Source organism: Castellaniella sp. (assembly GCF_034675845.1).
In the GTDB taxonomy this organism is placed as follows: domain Bacteria; phylum Pseudomonadota; class Gammaproteobacteria; order Burkholderiales; family Burkholderiaceae_B; genus Castellaniella.
This window is the reverse complement of record NZ_JAUCCU010000002.1, coordinates 137,863-156,781: the sequence shown is the minus strand read 5'-3', so window position 1 is coordinate 156,781 and position 18,919 is coordinate 137,863. Positions and strand designations below refer to the sequence as shown.

Here is an 18,919-nt window from a genome sequence, read left to right as displayed (position 1 = left end):
ACCTACCTACCGTCAGTCAATCAGGGTCCACTTGCCGTTCTTGATTTCCAGCATGCGGAAGGCGGTCAGATCCAGGCCCATATGATCGGTGGGCGAGAAATTGAATTCGCCGCCAGTGCCCATCACACCTTTGGTTTCCTCAAGGGCTGCAAGCACCTTGGCCTTGTCCGTAGTGCCAGCGCGCTTGACTGCATCCACATAGATGATGAGTGCATCATAGGCGTGGCCACCAAAGGTCGAGACATCGCTCTTCCAACGCTGCTGGAAGTCATTGGCGTAGGCCGTGACCACCGGCTTTTGCGGATCGGAATCGGGCAGGTCGTCGGCGACGATCAGTGCTGCACATGGCAGACGGGTGCCTTCAGCGGCATCGCGCGCGAGCTTGATGAACTCTTCGGAACACACGCCATGCGACTCATAGAGCGGGAGTTTGATATCCAGCTGTTTGTAGTTGCGCTGCACCAAAGCCGGCCCCTGACCCAGGCCAAAGATCAAGACAGCCTGAACATCAGGATTGTTCTTGATATTGGTGAGCTGCGGCGTCATATCGGTGTCTTTGGGACCATAGGTCTCTTGGGTCACGATATCGATGCCGTAGTGGGGTGCCACGATTTCGGATTCTTTCTTGCCGGATTGGCCGAATCCGCTGGTCTCACTGATCAGAGCGATCTTGGTGAGCCCCTGCTTCTTCATGTCTTCAAAGACCTTTTCAGCCGCCATGCGGTCGGTGTGAGGGGTCTTGAATACCCATTTCTTGACCGGATCGATGACCACGACGGCGCCAGCCAGCGAAATGAACGGGATTTCGGCTTTTTCGACCAACGGCACCATGGACATGGTAGCGCCGGTGGTGGTGCCGCCAATGATGACGTCAACCTTGTCATCATAGATCAGGCGTTTCGTGAAACTGTTGGCCTTGCTGGCATCAGTACCGTCATCATAGGAGACCAGCTCCAGCTGACGGTTCAGGACGCCACCTTCCTTGTTGATTTTCTCAACGTACATCTGCAAGGTCTTGGCCTCCGGATCGCCCAAGAAAGCGGCCGGGCCGGTGGTGGACAGGACCGAGCCGATCTTGATCGGGTCGGCAGCATGGGCAGTCAAGCCAAATGAGACCAGGGCAAGCCCGGCCATCCAGCGCCACGAGGTAGTTTTCATGTGTTGTCTCCTAGGGTGGGGGTAAGGTTTTCGATAATCATGGCAATACCCTGGCCCACACCAATACACATGGTGCACAGGGCATAACGGCCGCCAGTACGCAAAAGCTGCGAACTGGCGGTAGTAACCAGCCGGGCACCGCTCATGCCCAGTGGGTGACCAATGGCGATGGCACCGCCATTTGGGTTAACGTGAGGCGCATCATCCGGTAGCCCCAGATCGCGCAGCACCGCCAGCGACTGGGCCGCAAAGGCCTCGTTGAGTTCGATGACATCCATCTGGTCCAGCGTCAATCCTGTTTGGGCCAAGACCCTGCGCACGGCGGGCGCAGGCCCCATGCCCATGACGCGTGGGGCCACCCCGGCTGCCGCCATACCTAGAATCCGGGCACGGGGCCGCAGGCCATATTGCTGGACCGCCTGTTCGGAGGCCAGCAGCACGGCGCAAGCACCATCATTGACCCCGGAGGCATTGCCTGCCGTGACGCTGAGATCAGGCCCATTGATGGCCTTGAGCCCAGCCAATGCATCCAGTGTGGTTTCAGGACGCGGATGTTCGTCGGTATCGATCACCAGGTCCTCGCCCTTGCGGCGTGGAATACGCACCGGGATGATTTCATCGGCGAAAAAACCGGCCTCTTGAGCACGCGCCCAGCGCTGCTGGCTGCGTAGCGCAAAGGCATCCTGGTCAGCCCGCGAAATATGGTAGTCGTGCGCCACGTTATCCGCGGTTTCCGGCATGGAGTGGACACCATGGGATTTTTTCAGCAGCGGATTGATGAAACGCCAACCGATGGTGGTGTCGAACATGGCGGCCTGGCGCGACCAGGCTTTATCGGCCTTGCCCACCACAAAAGGCGCACGCGACATGGATTCGACCCCGCCGGCCAGCATCAGGTGGGCTTCGCCCGCCCGAATGGCCCGCGCCGCCGTGCCGATCGCATCCATGCCCGAGCCGCACAGGCGGTTCATGGTGGTGCCGGGCACGGCATCGGGCAGACCAGCCAGCAAGACCGCCATCCGGGCGACGTTGCGGTTGTCCTCGCCTGCCTGATTGGCGCAGCCCAGAATCACGTCATCCACTGCGGCCCAATCCAGGTTTGGATGACGCTCGGCCAGGGCCTTGAGGGGCAGTGCCGCCAGATCATCGGGTCGCATGGATGCCAGCGCACCGCCATAGCGGCCAATTGGCGTACGAACCGCATCACAGAGATAGGCATGCATGGCTTTATTCCTGACGAGGGCGGTTATCGAACACGCGCCGGGCTTTACCGGTTTGTGAACGGGGCAATTCGCCATGGCGCAGCACGGCGACCTGAGTGCTGATCCCAACGTTGGTCTTGATGTGCTGCTGCAGTTGCTTTGCACAACGGGCAACGACTTCGGGCGATGCATTACTGGCTTCGTGCTGCAGCTCGCAGCGGATTTCGATATTGTCCAGGTGGCTGGCCTTGGAGACAATAATCTGATAGTTGCAGCTGAGTAACGGATCACGCATGATCTGTTCTTCGATTTGGGTGGGGAAGACATTCACCCCCCGAATGATGAGCATATCGTCGGACCGGCCAGTGATATGACCCATGCGGCGGAAGCTGCGGGCCGTGGGCGGCAGTAGTCGGGTCAGGTCGCGCGTACGGTACCGAATGACGGGCAGGGCTTCTTTGGTCAGGGTCGTAAAGACCAGTTCGCCTTCTTCGCCATCAGCCACGGGTTCGCCGGTTTCAGGGTTGATGATTTCGGGATAGAAGTGATCTTCCCAAATGACCGGGCCGTCCTTGGTTTCGATGCACTCGGACGCCACCCCCGGGCCCATGACTTCGGACAGGCCGTAAATATCGACGGCATCCAGGCCCAGCTTATGTTCAATTTCACTGCGCATGCCCTCGCCCCAGGGCTCGGCACCGAAAATACCGACCTTGAGGGAAATGTCCTCGGGAGCAATGCCCAGGCGATCGAATTCCTCGGCGATGACCAAGGAATACGAAGGCGTGACCATGATGATGTCGGGCTTGAAGTCCATGATCAGCTGGACTTGCTTTTCGGTCTGGCCACCGGACATGGGAACCACCGTACAGCCGGCGCGTTCAGCACCGTAGTGGGCTCCCAGCCCGCCGGTAAACAGACCATAGCCATAGGCCACATGCACGATGTCGCCCGCCCGTCCGCCGGCAGCACGGATAGAACGCGCCACCAGATCGGCCCAGGTATTGATATCGTTCAGGGTATAGCCCACTACGGTGGGTTTACCAGTGGTGCCCGACGAAGCATGCAGACGCGCAATGCGCTCACGCGGCACGGCGAACATGCCCATGGGGTAATTGCGCCGCAGATCTTCCTTGGTGGTGAAGGGGAACTTGCTGATATCGGCCAGCGTCTTCAAATCGTCAGGATGCACACCCTTGGCGTCAAAGGCCTGGCGGTAATGCGGTACATTTTCATAGACATGGCGCAGCGTGTGTTGCAGACGCTGCAGTTGCAAGGCAGTGATTTCATCACGGCTGGCGGTTTCGATGGGGGCGAGATCCCCCGGTTGGACTGTTTTCACAGGCATGGTTTGTCTCCTACTTAAATTCTTGGTCTAGCTGGCTTCAGCCACAAGGGACTCAGTGACCAGGCCCTGGACACGATGGGATTTGCCCCGAAACAAGGCAACATCACGCCCGGATGTCAGGTTATGCACCGTAATGTCATAGACACCGGTGCGCCCACTGCCTGGGGTCCGGGCCTGGGCGTGCGCCTGCAGGCGATCACCCAGGCGCGAAGGAGCCAGAAAATCGATATAGGCCGCCGATGCCACCGTATTGTGGTTATCGCTGTTGCAAGCATAGGCAAAAGCCGTATCCGCCAGCGTGAACAACATGCCGCCATGACAAGTAGCATGGCCATTGAGCATATCGCCACGCACAGTCATGGACAGGCGGGCGCTACCCGGGGCGACGGAGTCCAGGTGCATATCCAAGGCATGGGCTGCGTGATCGCGCGACCACATGGCGGTCGCCACGGTTTCGGCCAGGGTTTGGGGATCTAGGGCTTCATGCGACATGGAGTGGGGTTCCTGAATAAATAGAGGATTTCAAAGCCGTGCATGGCTGATAACGAGCGCCATAGGCTGTCTGCAAGTGAGTGAGTACGGTGCCGACTTCAGCGGCCCCGATGCGGGCGCACCAGGCCAGAGGCCCCAACGGGTAATTGACGCCCAACAACATGGCTTGGTCTACGTCGGCGGCAGAACATACGCCTTGGTTCACCGTATCGGCGGCTTCGTTGACCAGCATGGCAACAGTACGCATCACCACCATGCCGGGCACATCCCGGATGGGGGCCACGGCCAGGCCCGCTGCCTGCAACAGGCCAGTGGCCGCATTGACGGCGCTTGGCGGGCACTGACGGGCAGCGGCCAGCGGCATGCAGCTGGCCGTGACGGGGTCCAGGGCCAGATCCAACAATACCGTGGCAGGCTGCTGCAAATCATGGGCCCGCTGGGTGGCCGAACGGCCATCCGTCAGGTACAACAGGGCATCATCGGCCTGGGCGATACGCCCATCACCGCGATCCGCAGACACCTGAAAAACGACACCTGCAGCCTGCAGGCGCTGACCCAGAGCCCGAGCCAAGGGGCTATCACCAAACAAGGTGATGCTGCCTGGACAAGGCTGGGCTGCTGCCAGCGTTGGCGCAGGTGCTGCAGCGCCCTCGGTATAGTCAAAAAAACCCCGGCCGGATTTGCGGCCCAGACGACCGCCATCCACCAGTTCCTGTTGCAACAGAGAAGGTTCGAAGCGGGCTGCATAATGAAAGGATGTCCAGACACTGTGGCTGACTGCCGCATTGATGTCTTGACCGATCAGATCCGTGAGTTCGCAGGGACCCATGCGAAAACCACCACAAGCCCGCAGAATGTGATCCAGCGTGGCGGCATCCAGGGCCTGTTCCTGCAACAGGCGCAGGCCTTCGCCGTAGAACGGTCGGGCCACGCGATTGACGATAAAACCCGGCGTGGAACGCGCCAGCACAGGGGTCTTGCCCCAGGCTGCGGCCGTATCGAACAGGGTACGGGCGGTTTCGTCAGTGGTATCCAGGCCGGAAATAATTTCGACCAACGGCAGGCGGGGGGCTGGATTGAAAAAATGCATGCCACCCAGGCGGCCAGGGTGTTTCAAAGCAGCCCCTATTGCCGTCACCGGAATGGACGAGGTATTGGTGGCCAGCAGACAGTCGGGCGCAACGATGGATTCCAGGGCACCAAACAGCCCGGTCTTGGCGTCCAACTGCTCGATGATGGCCTCGATCACCAAACCGCAATCCGCCAAGTCACCCAAAGAGTCCGCAGCATGAAGCGCCGCCACCGCACGCGAGGCCTGAGCGGCGTCGATTTTTTGTTTCGCCGCCAGGGCCTGCAAGGTCTTGGTCATGCCCGCAATCGCCTGAGCTGCTGCCCCCGCACGCGTGTCATATAAATAGACCGGGTGGCCCGCCATCGCAGCCACCTGGGCAATACCTGCGCCCATGGTACCTGCCCCGATAACAGCAACGGCAATACTGGGATCTAACGCAGCCATCGCTTATTCCCCCGTGAACTGGGCGGGGCGTTTCTCAAGAAAGGCGGTCACGCCCTCGGCGTAGTCATGGCACCAGCCCAGTTCGCGCATCATGCCGGCTTCCATGGAAAGCTGCTGTTCCAGCGTATGCGAAGGCGCGGCCTGCATGGCCTGGCGCGTACGCACCAAGGCGCGCGTGGGCGCCTGCGCCAGCGATTCTGCCAGGCGCGTGATCTCGTCTTGAAAGCCAGCATCCGGCACGCAGGACCAGATCAGGCCCCAGTCGGCTGCCTTTTGGGCAGGCAGTTTCTCGGCCAACAAGGCCAGGCCCATGGCACGCGCCATGCCGATCCGCGCCGGCAAGAGCCAGGTCCCCCCGGTGTCCGGAATCAGGCCAACCTTGCTGAAGGCCTGCAGGAAGTACGAGGACTCGGTCGCCACCACCAGATCGCAGGCCAGCGCCAGCGAAGCACCAGCGCCAGCCGCAATCCCATTGACCGCCGCCAGCGTGGGCACCCGCAGATTCTGCAGCGACAGAATCAGGGGTTTATAGAATTTCTCTACGGTGGCCCCCAGGTCGGGAGCTTTCCCCGAGCCGATCTGCATGCCGCGATCACCTAGGTCCTGGCCGGCGCAAAACCCCCGCCCTGCCCCGGTAATGACCAGCACCCGGGCTTCTGTGCCCTGCTGCACCTGAGCCAGTGCATCCCGCAGTTCCAGGTGCATGGCCTCGGTGAAGCTGTTGAGCTTATCGGGGCGCGACAGCGTGATGCGAGCCACTCCCTGATCAATTGAAAACTGGATATTCTGATATGTCATGTCGGGTATGCGTTAAGTTAGATGTGGCGGCGACGCTGCACAACACGGAAACGATTGGCCACAAAAGCCGAATCGGCATAGGAAGCGTTAGCTGCCGGGTTACCGCCCGTCCCGTGAAAATCCGAGAATGCGGCGGATTGATTGACGAATACCCCGCCGGTGAGATTGATGGACAACGCGACCTTTGCCCGCCATGAAGCCTGAATGGCGGCATCAATGACGCTTTCGTCCTGGCTATAAACAGCCAATGTCAGCGCCCCATGCTGGCGCGTCAGGCTCTCGACCAAATCCAGCGCGGCCGATGTGTCGGCGGCTTTCACCAGAAAGCTGATGGGACCAAATTGTTCCTGGGAGAAGTGCTCTGCGTCCGCAGCATCGCAAGCCACCAACACGGGGGTACGCGCCCGCGCCTGGGGAAATTCATCATATTGCAATGCGCGCGGCGCCAATGCCACCCGCCCCATGGCCCCTTGGCCTGCCTGCTCGATACGATCCAGCGTGGCGTCGGACTGAATAGCCCCAAGGACCGCTTGGGCGACTTCGGGTTTCGACAGGAATTTTGTGATGGCATCCGCCAGATCCTGGCAGACCTGGTCATAGGTCTTATGACCATCGTTCGTCTGGATGCCGGCGGCTGGAATCACCAGAGCCTGCGAGGTCGTGCACATCTGGCCAGAATACAGCGACAAAGTGAAGGCCAGATTGCGCAACATGCCAACATAGTCGTCAGTCGAATCGATCACGATGCTATTGACCCCGGCGAGTTCGGCATAGACCTGGGCCTGGCGGCAATGATCGACCAACCATTGGCCAAAGGTATTGCTGCCGGTGTAATCAATCGAATGCACATCGGGGTGCTTATACAGAGACTGGGCCGTCTGACGATCCTGTGTCAGGCAAAGGCTGACGAGATTCGGGTCCAGGCCGTGCTCGGACAATACGGCCCGGATCGTACGCACCGTGATGGCGGCAGGCAACACCACATTGCCGTGCGGCTTCATGATGACCGGATTACCTGTGGCCAGGGTGGCAAACAGCCCCGGATACGTATTCCATGTGGGAAAAGTGGCACATCCGATGACGACGCCCACACCACGACCAACGACTTCGTAGTTTTTCTGCATAACCAAGGCTGGGTGCTTACCTTGGGGCTTTTCCCAGGTGGACTGGGCCGGGATGAAAGACATTTCGCGCCAAGCATAGGCCACGGCCTCCAGGCCGCGATCCTGGGCATGGGGGCCACCCGCCTGGAAAGCCATCATCCAGCCCTGCCCGCTGGTCATCATGACAGCATGGGCAATTTCAAAGCTTTGGCGGTTCAGTCGCTGCAGGATTTCCAGACAAATCCCGACGCGGCCTTCGGCCCCCAAGGCCTGCCAGGCTGGCATAGCTGCCAGGGCGGCCTGCACCAGCACATCCGAATCAGAGATCGGATAGCGAATACCCAGCTCCTGCCCGTAGGGCGAGGATTCCTGATCATGCCAGCCGGTTTGACCGGGCTGGTTCAGTTCGAACGGCTTATTCAGATGGGCTTCAAAGGCGGCACGGCCAGCGGCAGGGGCGTCCTCTCCGTAAGCCTTGGGGCTAGGTGATTCGGAAAAAGCAGACCAATAGCCACGCGTGGCAATGGTGTCAAGTGCATGATCCAGCAGGGCACGGTGCTGATCCAGCAGAGGGTGAGACATGAGTCCTCCGGCGCCGGGCAAACCCGGTCTGTGGCGTCAATATACGAAAATGAACGAACTTTCATAGATTAATGTATCACTTTTCAGATCGGATTTCGGCATCCAAACTTATTTATCTGAAATGCTGATGAATCCATAAGAACAGCCTATAGCAACGTATTTACTGGCTATTTGGAAGGATATTAGATAAAAAATCACACTTTTCATTGAGGCCTAAGGAAAACCCTAAGCAATAAGCGATACAAATAAATTGACAAAGTGGCCTGCCACGTAACATGATGTCGGTACGCCCGAGATTCATCGGGTGAAAATGATTCGAATCAGCCTGACCCTCATTGCCCTACCCCACTCAAGGAGATTATTTATGTCCAGCAAGGAACGTTTCGCGGACAAGATGGAGTTCCCACCCGAGATCGAACAGCCCAACGTCTACCCCCTGTCCTGGGTGCGCAAGACCAATAAGCTGCAAGAAATCTGGGAAGCCTCCCTGCGCGAATACTGGAAACCAGAAGAACTGCCCTGGGATACTTTCGACGTCGAGAGCTACACCTGGGAAGAACGCGAAGCCATCGCCTACTGGTGGACGCTGCTGTCCGTCTTCGACGCATCGGCCCCTCCGGTGTTTGCCGCAGCGCTGATCAAGACCTACGAAGATCACGAGGAAGACCCGGTCCGCAAGTGTTTCTTCTCGGTCACCAGCGACGAACAGAACCACGAAATCATGTGCGGCTTGTCCATCACCAAGCTGCTGGATCACCCTGATCCCATCACCTACGAGCCCAAGACCGATCTGGGTCGCCGCCTGCAGAAAAACGCCAAATGGCTGTATTTCAATGGCGCGCGCTACTGGAACGGCTTCAAGACCGCCGCCCCGAAATACGACCTGGCCGTGCTGTTCAGCTCATTCCTGATGGGCGAAATCGCTGCCGCCACCATCTTCAAGCAAATGCACGAGAACACCCGTGAACCCGTCTTCAAAGAAGCCTTCAAGAACGTTGGCCGCGACGAAGGTCGTCATATGGCCATCTGTATGGCTGTGATGGAACGCGACTATCCAGGCCTGTCCGAAGAAAACCGGGCCATCGTCACGAAGCAGATCCGTGCCGGTTACCTGTTCCTGTCGGCCGTGCTGTTCGAGCCGCCCGCAGACTTCTGGGATCTGCCGCCTGACTTCATCGAAAACCAGCGCGCTGGCGAAGAAGTTGCCCGCAATGCCGGCTTTGGTATTCCTACCTACGAAGCCAAGCTCGAAAACTGGCGCAACGCCATCATCAACCTCAAAGGGGTGCTGGATCACTACAACATCCCCTTCCCCGCGATTCCCGAGGTCGGCATCACCGGCGAAGAAGTCTCGGACGTCGATATGGAAGACATCATCCCGGTCTTCTAATCAGCTGACTCACTTACGCTGAACCAAGACCCGGTCGACGTGTATAGCGCTCGGCCGGGTTTCACTTGAAATCCTGCATTAACCAACGGAAGCACTCATGGCACGCATCGTCATCCAACCCTCCGGCAAGGTCGTCGACTGGAAAGAAAGCGACACCGCCCTCATGGCCCTCGAACGCGCAGGCTACGCCCTGCCCAACAACTGCCGGGCGGGTGCCTGTGGCGAGTGCAAGGTCAAGGTCCTGGAAGGCCAATACGACCAGGGCATGGTCATGGACATGGCTCTGACCGCCGAAGAACGCCGCCAGGGCTACGGCCTGATGTGCATGTGCAAGCAGATTTCCGAAGAGATGGTGATTGAATGGGGCACCGCCGATGCGCGCCCAAAGCTCTTTCCACCTCGGGAAAACGCCATGTACGTGCTGATCGATCGCCGCGAGGTCGCTGCCCGTACCCTGGAAATCCGCCTGCGGCCGGTAGGCAAGGCCATCCGCTACTGGCCTGGCCAGTACGTGACGCTGGGTGACGAACGCAACGGCATCCCATGCCGAGCCTATTCCATCGCCAACCCCCCCCGGCCAGACGGCGAAATCACACTGCAAGTAGCACGCGCCGAAGACGGTGTCACCAGCACCTGGGTACACGAAACACTTCGGATAGGTGATAGCGTCAAGATCAACGGCGCCTACGGCACATTCATCGGAGACCCCTCTGCAGACACCCCCGTACTGTGCCTGGCTGCGGGAACCGGCCTGGCCCCCATCATGGACCTGGCCGAGGCGGCATTGCAGCGCGGTTACCGCAAGCGTGTGGATCTGCTACTCTCTGCGCGAACCGAAAATGATGTCTATGGGCAGGGTCTGATGGCCTGGTGGCGCACCAAGCATCGTAATTTCGACTATAAAATCACGCTGACCCGCGAAGAAAAAGAAGGCTTTCTGCACGGCCGCATCAATACCCTGCTGGCTGGCTTATACCCCGACCTCTCCGCTCACAGCATCTTTATTGCCGGCAGCCCCGAATTCGTCGACGACTGCCTGGCCGCTGTCAAAGCCCTGGGTGCACAGGATGAGCTGATCCACAAGGAAGGCTTCTATCCCATCCAGAATACGGCCATACAAGGCCGCTAACCTAATAATAGGGCTGCCCGCCCCCCGATAAGTTGATCCCTTCCATCCAGCACCGCATCGATAGCTTTCGTCAACAACAGCGAGTCCGGGCGGGCTCGCTCATCATGTCGGTATTTGGTGATGCCGTGCTGCCGCGCGGCGGACGAATCTGGCTGGGCAGCCTGATCCAACTGCTGCAGCCATTAGGGCTCAACGAAAGGCTGGTGCGCACATCGGTCTATCGCCTAAGCAAAGAACAATGGCTGCGGGTCGATACCCATGGCCGCAGGGCCGAGTACGTACTGACAGATTCCGGTCGGCTGCGCTTCGAAGAAGCTTCACGCCATATTTATTCATCGCATGCACCGATCTGGGATCGCCGCTGGCGGCTGATCCTGGTCGTGGGCGAACTGGACCCTCGTCAACGAGAACGTCTGCATCAAGCCCTGCAATGGCAGGGCTTCGGATCATTAGGCAACGATTGTTTTGTGCATCCATCCACCCAACTGGACGCTGCTTACGACACCCTGATGGCCGACGGCCTGGGCGATTTACTGGGTAAGCTGCTGCCGCTATTGGCGGCCGATGCCCGGATCGCCCTGACCGCATCGGATGCCGACCTGGTATCCCGCGCCTGGAACCTGGACCGCCTGGCCGAATCATATGCAAGCTTCGTATCCGATTATCTGCCTATCCTGGCCGACCTGCGGCGCGACCGCCACACCAGGCCAGAGCCAGAGGAATCTTTTTTATTGCGCACCTTGCTGATACACGATTATCGACGTCTGCTGCTGCGCGATCCGGAACTCCCGGAAGTCCTCCTGCCCGCCGACTGGCCAGGGCAATCCGCCCGCATGGTATGTCGCGAACTCTATCGCCGCCTGGCCGAACCGTCCGAATTACACCTGGATAGCAATATGCACCTGGCCGATGGCAGCATGCCCGCACGCCTGGAAAACAACACTCCCCGATTTCCAGCGGATGACCCGCTCATGGCGATTTCCTTATAGGCAAGACAGTATGCTGCTGTAACATAACCCTGGTCAGTTCACTTTATCCAAAGGAAGAAATCAATGGGAATTTTCAGCAATATCTTGTCCAAGCTCGGTTTTGGCACGGCCCAGGCCGCTGAAACAGCAACATCTGCCACTCAGGCCGCCCCAGAAACCACACCGGCACCCACCGCCATCAGCGTAGTGGATGTCACGGGCCAGCTCGAAGCCATGGCTGCCAAACACCCGGAAAAACTCAACTGGAAGACTTCCATCGTCGACCTGCTGAAGCTGCTCGGACTGGATAGCAGCTTGGCCGTTCGCAAAGAACTTGCCACTGAACTTGGCTGCCCCGCAGAAAAAATGGGCGATTCTGCCCAGATGAATATGTGGCTGCATAAAACCGTATTGAAAAAACTGGCTGATAACGGCGGAAACATCCCCGCCGACCTGCTGTAAGGCAGTCTCGCAGCATCGGGGGCACATGCCCCTTTTTTTCAATTTCCAAGGAGATCGACATGGGTTTGTTCGACGGTTTGGCCGGACAGATGATTGGCAAGATTCTGGAACAACAAGGCGGCACAGTCGGTCGGCTATTTGCCGTGGCTCAGGATTTGGTTCAGCAAAACGGCGGTTTGGCTGGCTTGCTGAAAAAATTCCAGGAAGCAGGCTTCGACGAGCAGGTCACCTCCTGGTTGGGCGACGGGGAAAACCTGCCGATCACCCAAGAACAAGTCCTGGCCACCATCGGCCAAGGCCCTATCGCCGATCTGGCCGAAAAATTCGGACTATCCAGCGAAGAAATCAGCTCGGGACTGGCCCAGTGGCTGCCCGAAGCCGTCAACCATCTCTCGGAGAACGGGAAACTCATTGACTGATCTGCTGGTTTGGGGCTGTTGGGCCTCAGTCGCCGGGCTGCCAATTCGAATATCAACCGCCAGCATCATGGCCGACGAAGTCTATTGATCCGACACCGCGCTCAAAGCCCGAAAATCGTTGCGTAGCGCTCAGGCTTGAAACCGACTTCAATACCGTGCGGCATCGCCAGCACAGGGCGCTTGATCATCGTCGGCTCTGCGACCATCAGATCAATCGCTCTGGCTTCATCCAGACCGTCGCGTACCGCTTCAGGCAAGGCACGGAATGTCTTGCTCGCCTTGTTCAGTACCTTGTCGAGCCCTGCTTCGGCAACCCATGCCGCGACTTCGGCGCGGGTGATGCCCGCGACGCGATAATCGTGGAATGTGAAATCCACGCTGTGCACGCCAAGCCACGTAAAGGCCTTCTTCATCGTGTCACAGTTCTTGATGCCGTAGATGGTAGCCGTCATGTCGGATTGCTCATTTTTGGAGTGTGGACCTTTTCTTGGACGGTTTGCGTAGACAGCAAACCTAGTGCGTGACGATACTCGATGGGATGGAAACTGGCCAGAAAAAAACCCGCTGAACCAAGGTTCATGCGGGTTTTGTGGCGTTAAGCAAAAAGTGGCACTAAATAAAGCATAAAGTGGCACTTCGTGCAAAAATAAAGCAAAAGATGGCACTCTTTATAACTCGTTGAATAATATAGCTATTTTAGGATGCGCAAGTAAGCTTGATTCACACGGTGCGCATCTGCCTGTGCCTTCTCTCGCTGTCCCTCACTGAGTTCGGCGATGAGGTCAGGGCGAGACCGTTCTACCAGCGCCCGCCGAGCTTGTTCGACGACTTCCCAAGACGACGTAGGCGCTACTTCCAGGATGCGGTACGACTCTTCAAGCGTCAACGAAATCGGCGCCCGCCGCTGCGGCCAGCTCCCTACCCACTCAGCGCCTGCATCGGGTCCGGTTGCCAGCAATGCGGCAGCTGCTCCGCGTTCAGTCGCCTGATGCGTTGACGCAGGAATCAAGACACCCGCAAGCTTGATTTCCTTGCTCGGCTCTTTCGTTACTTTCAAATTTTCGGGATGAGTGGTGCCTTCAACACGGGGAGCGACCGACTTCTCTGGAACCTCGGATGTTGTTCCTGGTTGCTCCTCAGTTGCCATCAGTGCAGCTTCGACCTTTTTAAGCAGCATGAACGCTCGCGCAAGTTTGCGGTGTTTGAGTTCAGCCCTCAATCGCCTTAAGGTGGCGTGGTCACCTTGCGACTCGGAAAACATCTTCTCCAAGTCAACGATACCTTTTTGAAGCAGCGGTCGAGCTGTCATGCCACTGACTCTTTCACAAGGGTGTCCGGCTCCTCCTCTACGCCAAAGGGGTCTACCTCTTTGGTGTGAACCCATACTGTGCTGTCCACAGATTCAGCCCCCAAGGGTTCAATGCCGAGTCGCTCAAGGTTCTGCAGTAAATCCGTAAACACCTCCTCGCGACGCCGAACAAAGCTTGAAGCGAAGCAACGCCAGAAGGTCCAGCCAGCACGCTCCAGGACGCGTTGACGAATCATGTCATCAGCCCACTGGCCAGGGCCATGGAATCGGTCACCGTCACACTCAACAGCAAGTCGCCTGCCTTCGTTGCCCTCGACCACAAAATCGATGCGATATCCTCCACATAGCACTTGTGGCTGAATACGGTATCCTCGCTTAACAAGCTCATCGAACATTTCACGTTCAAAGTCAGACTCGCACTTCTCACGTAGAGCTTGAACCTTATTGCTGTCCTGCTCAAAAGGTTTACGAAAGTGCCGAATGAGTCGAGCATTCAAGGAGTCATCTCGAAATTCAGTCTCAGTCACTGAACGGAACAAGTATGTGCGGTCGCGAGCACGAGAGAGGGCCACATTGAACCGCTGCTGCATATCAAGCTTGTTTGCGGCTGCCCGGTCCCCTGGAGCTAGAACCATAGACACCATCATGATATCGCGCTCTCTTCCTTGAAAAATTGGTGGTGGACCTACAGCAATTTGTCGCGCCAGCACATCGCTTTGAAGTATCCGACTACTGATAAGCGTCTGAATATGAGCAGCTTGCTTAGAACCTAGAAGAGTCACGACCCCAATGCTTCGCCCATTAAACTGCTCGTCTGCGAGAATAGCTTCAATCTCTGCCACGATAGCCTCAGCTTCAGGACGATTAACATCCCCCTGACGGAATCCACCTTTCACAAATACATCGACGAGAGGAGGGTCTAAGCGCTCATTTGCCTTCGGGACGCGTAGGGGCTTGATTTCCCCTTTGTAGAACTCTCGATTCGAGTACTCGATAATTGCAGGCACACATCTAAAATGCTCCCGCAGCATCACCGAGTTACCAGCAAAAACGACTCGCGCCAAGTCATAGATAGACTTATCGGGGGTCATCTGGGCGCCATGAGGCTGATTGGCTAAGTAACGATTGACCAGCTCCTTAATTTTCTCTTCCGCAGTCCCCACGGCCGAAGGCGATACCTGCTTATGGTCTCCAACTACGAGCAGCTTTTTGCCACGCAACAGTGTGGGCAGCGCCCAGATATCTGATTGTGAGGCCTCATCAATGATGACCAAATCAAATAGGCCAACCTCCGATGGAATAGTCTCCGAAACCCGCCATTGAGGAAGTACCCAGCACGGCACAGCCAAGTAGGCTCGTGTCATTGCCGCTCGTGCCGACTTGCGATGACGCACTGCTCGCACGCCTGTTCCCGCCCCCATCGCTTGTATGGCATTCAAATAGGCCTGGAGGGCCTGACGCACACTGTCCGGAGAGTTGTTAAACACGCCCAGCCAAGTCTTGTCGGCAACAAGGTCTTGATACGTACGAGCAAGCGTGTTTGTTAGGAGTTTCCTTTCTTCGAATAATTCGCGGAGAGTCTGGTGCCCATCTATGCGCTTCAAGAATATGTCGGCTTGTCGCCAATTCCAGGCTTCGCGCCACTTTGATGGCACGGTAGCATCCATGTCCTGTGTGGCTGGCTCGGTTCGAATGCGGGTTGCCCACTTTGACGCTCCCGCCTCCTCCAAAACAGAGGCAACACGTGCGACTTCATCAAGCGATGAACGCTGAGCGGATAACCGCTCGAGCTCCGTATACAAGCTGCTCCAAGTCTTATCTAAGCTAGATTCGTCCGCCGATGCGTTCCCAACTTGGTTAGCAATGAAATTCTGTAGTTGGTCTACCAAGACACCTCTGCACCCTTGGAGATGCTTTGAGAGCTCGTGGACACGCAGTCTGGCGTAACCCAAACGCCCCTTGTCAACATGAGCGTTAAGGCTAGTCGCCACTTCTAAGAGATAGCTTTCCCCTTTCTCTTCGGCTTCTTCAGAAACTTTTCGTCCAAACACCTCAGCAATATGCTCATAAAGACTTGCATTGAACTCTGATTGGAGTCGATACATGTCCTCAATAAAGACTTGAGCGCGTACTACTTCCCGAAAAGCAGCGTCAACATCCGCACCTGCCACCTCAAGGCCAAACTCCGTTGAGAGAGCATTCCAGCGTGCCAGTAGTTTACGAACATCTTGACGCCAGGTAATTAACTGTTTAATCAGAGCCCAATCATCAGCCGACGCTGGAGCGGCTCCTAGTATTCTTACAGCCTGCACGAGTTTACGTGCCTCTCCCTTACCAAAAGGCATCGCAAATGCACTTTTGCCCGCAACAAGACGTGCCAAGGCATCGTTGAAATCTTCATTCAACTCAACTCCTGCCGACAACTCTATCGCTTTTGGCAGCAACTCGCGACGAAGCTCTTCAAGCACTTTTAAATCGACACAAACCTGCTGCAGGGCCATCCATATCGGGTCTTCGGATTGCACGTTGGCCAGTCGCTCACGCAACGTATTGACCCACTCTGGAGGATTGGCCAGCTTGCGCTTAAGCGCATGCCTCTCATCAAGGAAGGATACAAGCGCTTGTGCCTTTTCGAAGGTATCGACGCGGGCATCTACCAGAGGCAGTACGCCTCCAATAAGAACACTGGCATCAATAGCTTGGGCCTTCACGAGGTCGCGATGAAGCCCGAGTAAGACTTCCCATCCGGGAAATACGGAGGGCGCTGGCAAGGTCGAATCTATATACACCAAATCATTACCGACCTTCATGCGAGCCTGGCGCATGGCACTTATATCACTATCTCCAAAAGGCAATGAGCCATCCGTAGACGCAGGAGGTTCATCGTTGAACCACTCATACTCCTGAGCTTGCTCTACAACCAGTTTTGCCATTTCCTCGGGCGTCACATCGCGGTCTTGGAAAGAATACGTCCGCATATGCTTTTCCGCATATGCAGCTACCAATTGGTCAACGCGAGAAATCTTAGCGTGGAGCTGGTTGAGCTTTTGCTCGGCGGCAGCAATTGCACTTTCAGCACGCGAGGGATTCAGAGTAGCCACGCTCGAAGCTATCGTTTGAATAGAATGCTCGAACTGCTTCATACCGTCCCGCTCGTCGGATAACAAAGCGACACTCAGCGGCCTTATCCGCTCTGGCAGCTTTTCTCGCAGGACGGCCAGAGCTGTCTCGCTCTTTGCTGTAACAAGCACGCGCTTACCTTGCGCCAAGTAGTGCGAGACTACGTTGGCGATTGTATGGGTTTTCCCGGTTCCAGGAGGGCCTTGAACAACAACCCCGTCGTTATTCGCCAGCTTTTGAACGATTGAGACTTGCTCGTCGTTGTACGGCATAGGAAAGTACAGTTCAAACGCATCTGCCGGACTATCACTCGAGGATAAGCCGCGAAACGGCTGAGATGGCCGCACTCTGATTGCGTCATCTCCATGCTGAACAAAGTGCTGAACAACACTCGGCAAGGAAGAAGCGGCCTCAACATTCTTTTTTAAACGCCGCACGTCCTCGATGAATATGTCTCCTGAACGCTTACGTCCGAAAAGCACCCACGAACTGGTCACCTTTAAATGCTCATCGGGTGTTGGTGTAGCCATATCGGGTAAACATTCTTCATAGGCACCTGAGGGGTCCAGGTGGCCAACCGCCGCTTTTAGCACTCCTTCATACGTTGAAGATTCAAAAGGATTGGGCCTACTCGCACCTGTAGCAAGAGTGCTTTTCCAGAACGCCTCAAGTGCCGAGACGCCTGGGACATCCATTTCCAAGTAGCAATCGACCTCAAGGCGAGGCTCCGCGTCGCGTGGTCGTACTTCCAACGCAAACGTTTTCGGGTTAAGAGTGACCTCACACACCTGTACAAGCAGCGGGTGGCGAAGAGGCGTTCCAAATCCCTGTTTTTTCCACGCTGCGAAACCCATACCCCACACGAGTTCAAGGGGCGTTTCAGCCCCCTCCAGCGAAATAACTTGTTGAAGGGAGAACAACTGGTTGTAGCGAGCAATTAACCGACGCCGAGGCTGTTCCGCTACGGCCCATGGCCCCCATTGGTTCTCTACGTACCAGTCGAACAGGCCCCTTATCTCAGGGTGGTCCTTCAATTCATGTCGAGCGACCTCTTGCTTACCCTCAAATTCCACATATTCCGTCTTCAGGCTAGGCGATTTTTCTGGACTCTTCGGAAGCGTGACCCACGGCTGGAGTTGTTCACTCAACGGTGGGGCTGAAATTTCCTGCAAACGCGGCAGACTCAGCCATATATCGTCGTCATCCGCTTGCAGATTAAATTCCAACTCCGGCAACCCTTGCAAATCATGCTGGTATGCAACGAAGTGGTCTGTAGGCACAGAAAACGCGGGCTTATTCTTAAGCTTCTCGACCTGCTCGATATAGTCGAGCAGGTCGATGATGTGCTTCGATGTCTCGTTCATTCCACAGCCTCTTCTCTCTGCATGCTCAGAGCCTCCGAAGGCTCCTTGAGTTCTTTCAGTCCATGCTGCTTACAATAGTCAAACAACAGCGTCTCAAGCATGTTTGTGAGGCTTCTGCGTTCCCTTGCTGCTGCAGCGTTCAGTAGTTCCTTGAAGCGTAGTGACACGCGGAAGCTCATCGCTACGTTTTTCCTGGCCGACATCACATCACCCAATGGTCAGATTTGTATAGAGGAACACTATACAAGAGACAGTCGTCAAAAGACACATTTAGAAACGTAGACGTCGTACGAAGTCGGACGGATTCCGTAGTTTAATCCCTGAAAGCCGCATCTCTCCTGGCGTTCCTACGGCACGCGTAGGTGGCCAGAAGTATTTGGCTGACAGCCGCCGGCACCAACGCACACGCAAAAAAAGGGTGCTTCTTTCGGGAAGCACCCCTTTTGCATGAAACCCAACTCTGATTTCCTACCACACTTTTGCGATAAAGCATAATGTGGCACTTCGTGAAATAAAGCATAAGCTGGCAATAGTGCCAACTTATGCTTAACTCCACAGG

At 56.7% G+C, this 18,919-nt stretch carries 15 protein-coding genes; 5 read left to right on the top strand and 10 right to left on the bottom strand.

Annotation, left to right across the window (positions count from 1 at the left end; all coding sequences use genetic code 11):
• Nucleotides 1-12: 12 nt before the first annotated feature.
• Genes VDP81_RS12340 through paaN form a run of 7 tightly spaced genes read right to left on the bottom strand, consistent with a single transcriptional unit; the run spans nucleotide 13 to nucleotide 8,199 of the window.
• Nucleotides 13-1,158 (bottom strand): ABC transporter substrate-binding protein, encoded by a 1,146-nt coding sequence (locus VDP81_RS12340; protein WP_322997117.1) that lies wholly within the window; start codon nucleotides 1,156-1,158, stop codon nucleotides 13-15.
• The gene (gene pcaF / locus VDP81_RS12335; protein WP_322997116.1) at nucleotides 1,155-2,381 is read right to left on the bottom strand and encodes a 3-oxoadipyl-CoA thiolase; all 1,227 of its coding nucleotides are present in this window, start codon (nucleotides 2,379-2,381) and stop codon (nucleotides 1,155-1,157) included. Before pcaF ends, VDP81_RS12340 begins: the two co-directional genes overlap by 4 nt.
• Nucleotides 2,382-2,385: 4 nt before the next feature.
• Entirely contained in the window at nucleotides 2,386-3,708 is a 1,323-nt protein-coding gene (gene paaK / locus VDP81_RS12330; RefSeq protein WP_323012495.1) for a phenylacetate--CoA ligase PaaK, read from the bottom strand.
• A gap of 27 nt (nucleotides 3,709-3,735) precedes the next feature.
• Nucleotides 3,736-4,200, bottom strand: a complete 465-nt coding sequence (paaI, locus tag VDP81_RS12325; protein ID WP_322997114.1) for a hydroxyphenylacetyl-CoA thioesterase PaaI — start codon at nucleotides 4,198-4,200, stop codon at nucleotides 3,736-3,738.
• Nucleotides 4,190-5,716, bottom strand: coding sequence for a 3-hydroxyacyl-CoA dehydrogenase (locus tag VDP81_RS12320; protein ID WP_323012494.1), 1,527 nt, complete (start codon nucleotides 5,714-5,716; stop codon nucleotides 4,190-4,192). Before VDP81_RS12320 ends, paaI begins: the two co-directional genes overlap by 11 nt.
• A 3-nt stretch (nucleotides 5,717-5,719) precedes the next feature.
• A complete protein-coding gene (gene paaG, locus VDP81_RS12315) occupies nucleotides 5,720-6,514 on the bottom strand; it encodes a 2-(1,2-epoxy-1,2-dihydrophenyl)acetyl-CoA isomerase PaaG (RefSeq protein ID WP_322997112.1) in 795 nt (264 codons plus the stop codon).
• Nucleotides 6,515-6,531: 17 nt separating this feature from the next.
• Entirely contained in the window at nucleotides 6,532-8,199 is a 1,668-nt protein-coding gene (paaN, locus tag VDP81_RS12310) for a phenylacetic acid degradation protein PaaN (protein ID WP_322997111.1), read from the bottom strand.
• A gap of 364 nt (nucleotides 8,200-8,563) precedes the next feature.
• On the opposite strand from paaN, the gene VDP81_RS12305 reads away from it, so the two are divergent.
• The 5 genes from VDP81_RS12305 (at nucleotide 8,564) to VDP81_RS12285 (ending at nucleotide 12,567) form a co-directional block, all read left to right on the top strand.
• A complete protein-coding gene (locus tag VDP81_RS12305; protein ID WP_322997110.1) occupies nucleotides 8,564-9,589 on the top strand; it encodes a hypothetical protein in 1,026 nt (341 codons plus the stop codon).
• A gap of 97 nt (nucleotides 9,590-9,686) precedes the next feature.
• The gene (locus tag VDP81_RS12300) at nucleotides 9,687-10,718 is read left to right on the top strand and encodes a 2Fe-2S iron-sulfur cluster-binding protein (RefSeq protein WP_323012493.1); all 1,032 of its coding nucleotides are present in this window, start codon (nucleotides 9,687-9,689) and stop codon (nucleotides 10,716-10,718) included.
• Between the two features lie 32 nt (nucleotides 10,719-10,750).
• Nucleotides 10,751-11,707 carry a phenylacetic acid degradation operon negative regulatory protein PaaX gene (gene paaX, locus VDP81_RS12295; protein ID WP_322997108.1) on the top strand — a complete coding sequence of 319 codons (957 nt, stop codon included), beginning with the start codon at nucleotides 10,751-10,753 and terminating at the stop codon, nucleotides 11,705-11,707.
• Between the two features lie 63 nt (nucleotides 11,708-11,770).
• A complete protein-coding gene (locus VDP81_RS12290; protein ID WP_322997107.1) occupies nucleotides 11,771-12,148 on the top strand; it encodes a DUF3597 domain-containing protein in 378 nt (125 codons plus the stop codon).
• Nucleotides 12,149-12,207: 59 nt separating this feature from the next.
• A complete protein-coding gene (locus tag VDP81_RS12285) occupies nucleotides 12,208-12,567 on the top strand; it encodes a YidB family protein (protein WP_322997106.1) in 360 nt (119 codons plus the stop codon).
• A gap of 101 nt (nucleotides 12,568-12,668) precedes the next feature.
• Here the strand turns inward: VDP81_RS12285 and VDP81_RS12280 are convergent, their stop codons facing one another.
• The 3 genes from VDP81_RS12280 to VDP81_RS12270 form a co-directional block, all read right to left on the bottom strand.
• Entirely contained in the window at nucleotides 12,669-13,019 is a 351-nt protein-coding gene (locus VDP81_RS12280; RefSeq protein WP_323012492.1) for a Spx/MgsR family RNA polymerase-binding regulatory protein, read from the bottom strand.
• A 239-nt stretch (nucleotides 13,020-13,258) separates the two neighbouring features.
• Nucleotides 13,259-13,876 carry a hypothetical protein gene (locus VDP81_RS12275; protein WP_323012491.1) on the bottom strand — a complete coding sequence of 206 codons (618 nt, stop codon included), beginning with the start codon at nucleotides 13,874-13,876 and terminating at the stop codon, nucleotides 13,259-13,261.
• Nucleotides 13,873-18,360 (bottom strand): AAA domain-containing protein, encoded by a 4,488-nt coding sequence (locus tag VDP81_RS12270; RefSeq protein WP_323012490.1) that lies wholly within the window; start codon nucleotides 18,358-18,360, stop codon nucleotides 13,873-13,875. Before VDP81_RS12270 ends, VDP81_RS12275 begins: the two co-directional genes overlap by 4 nt.
• Nucleotides 18,361-18,919 lie beyond the last annotated feature (559 nt).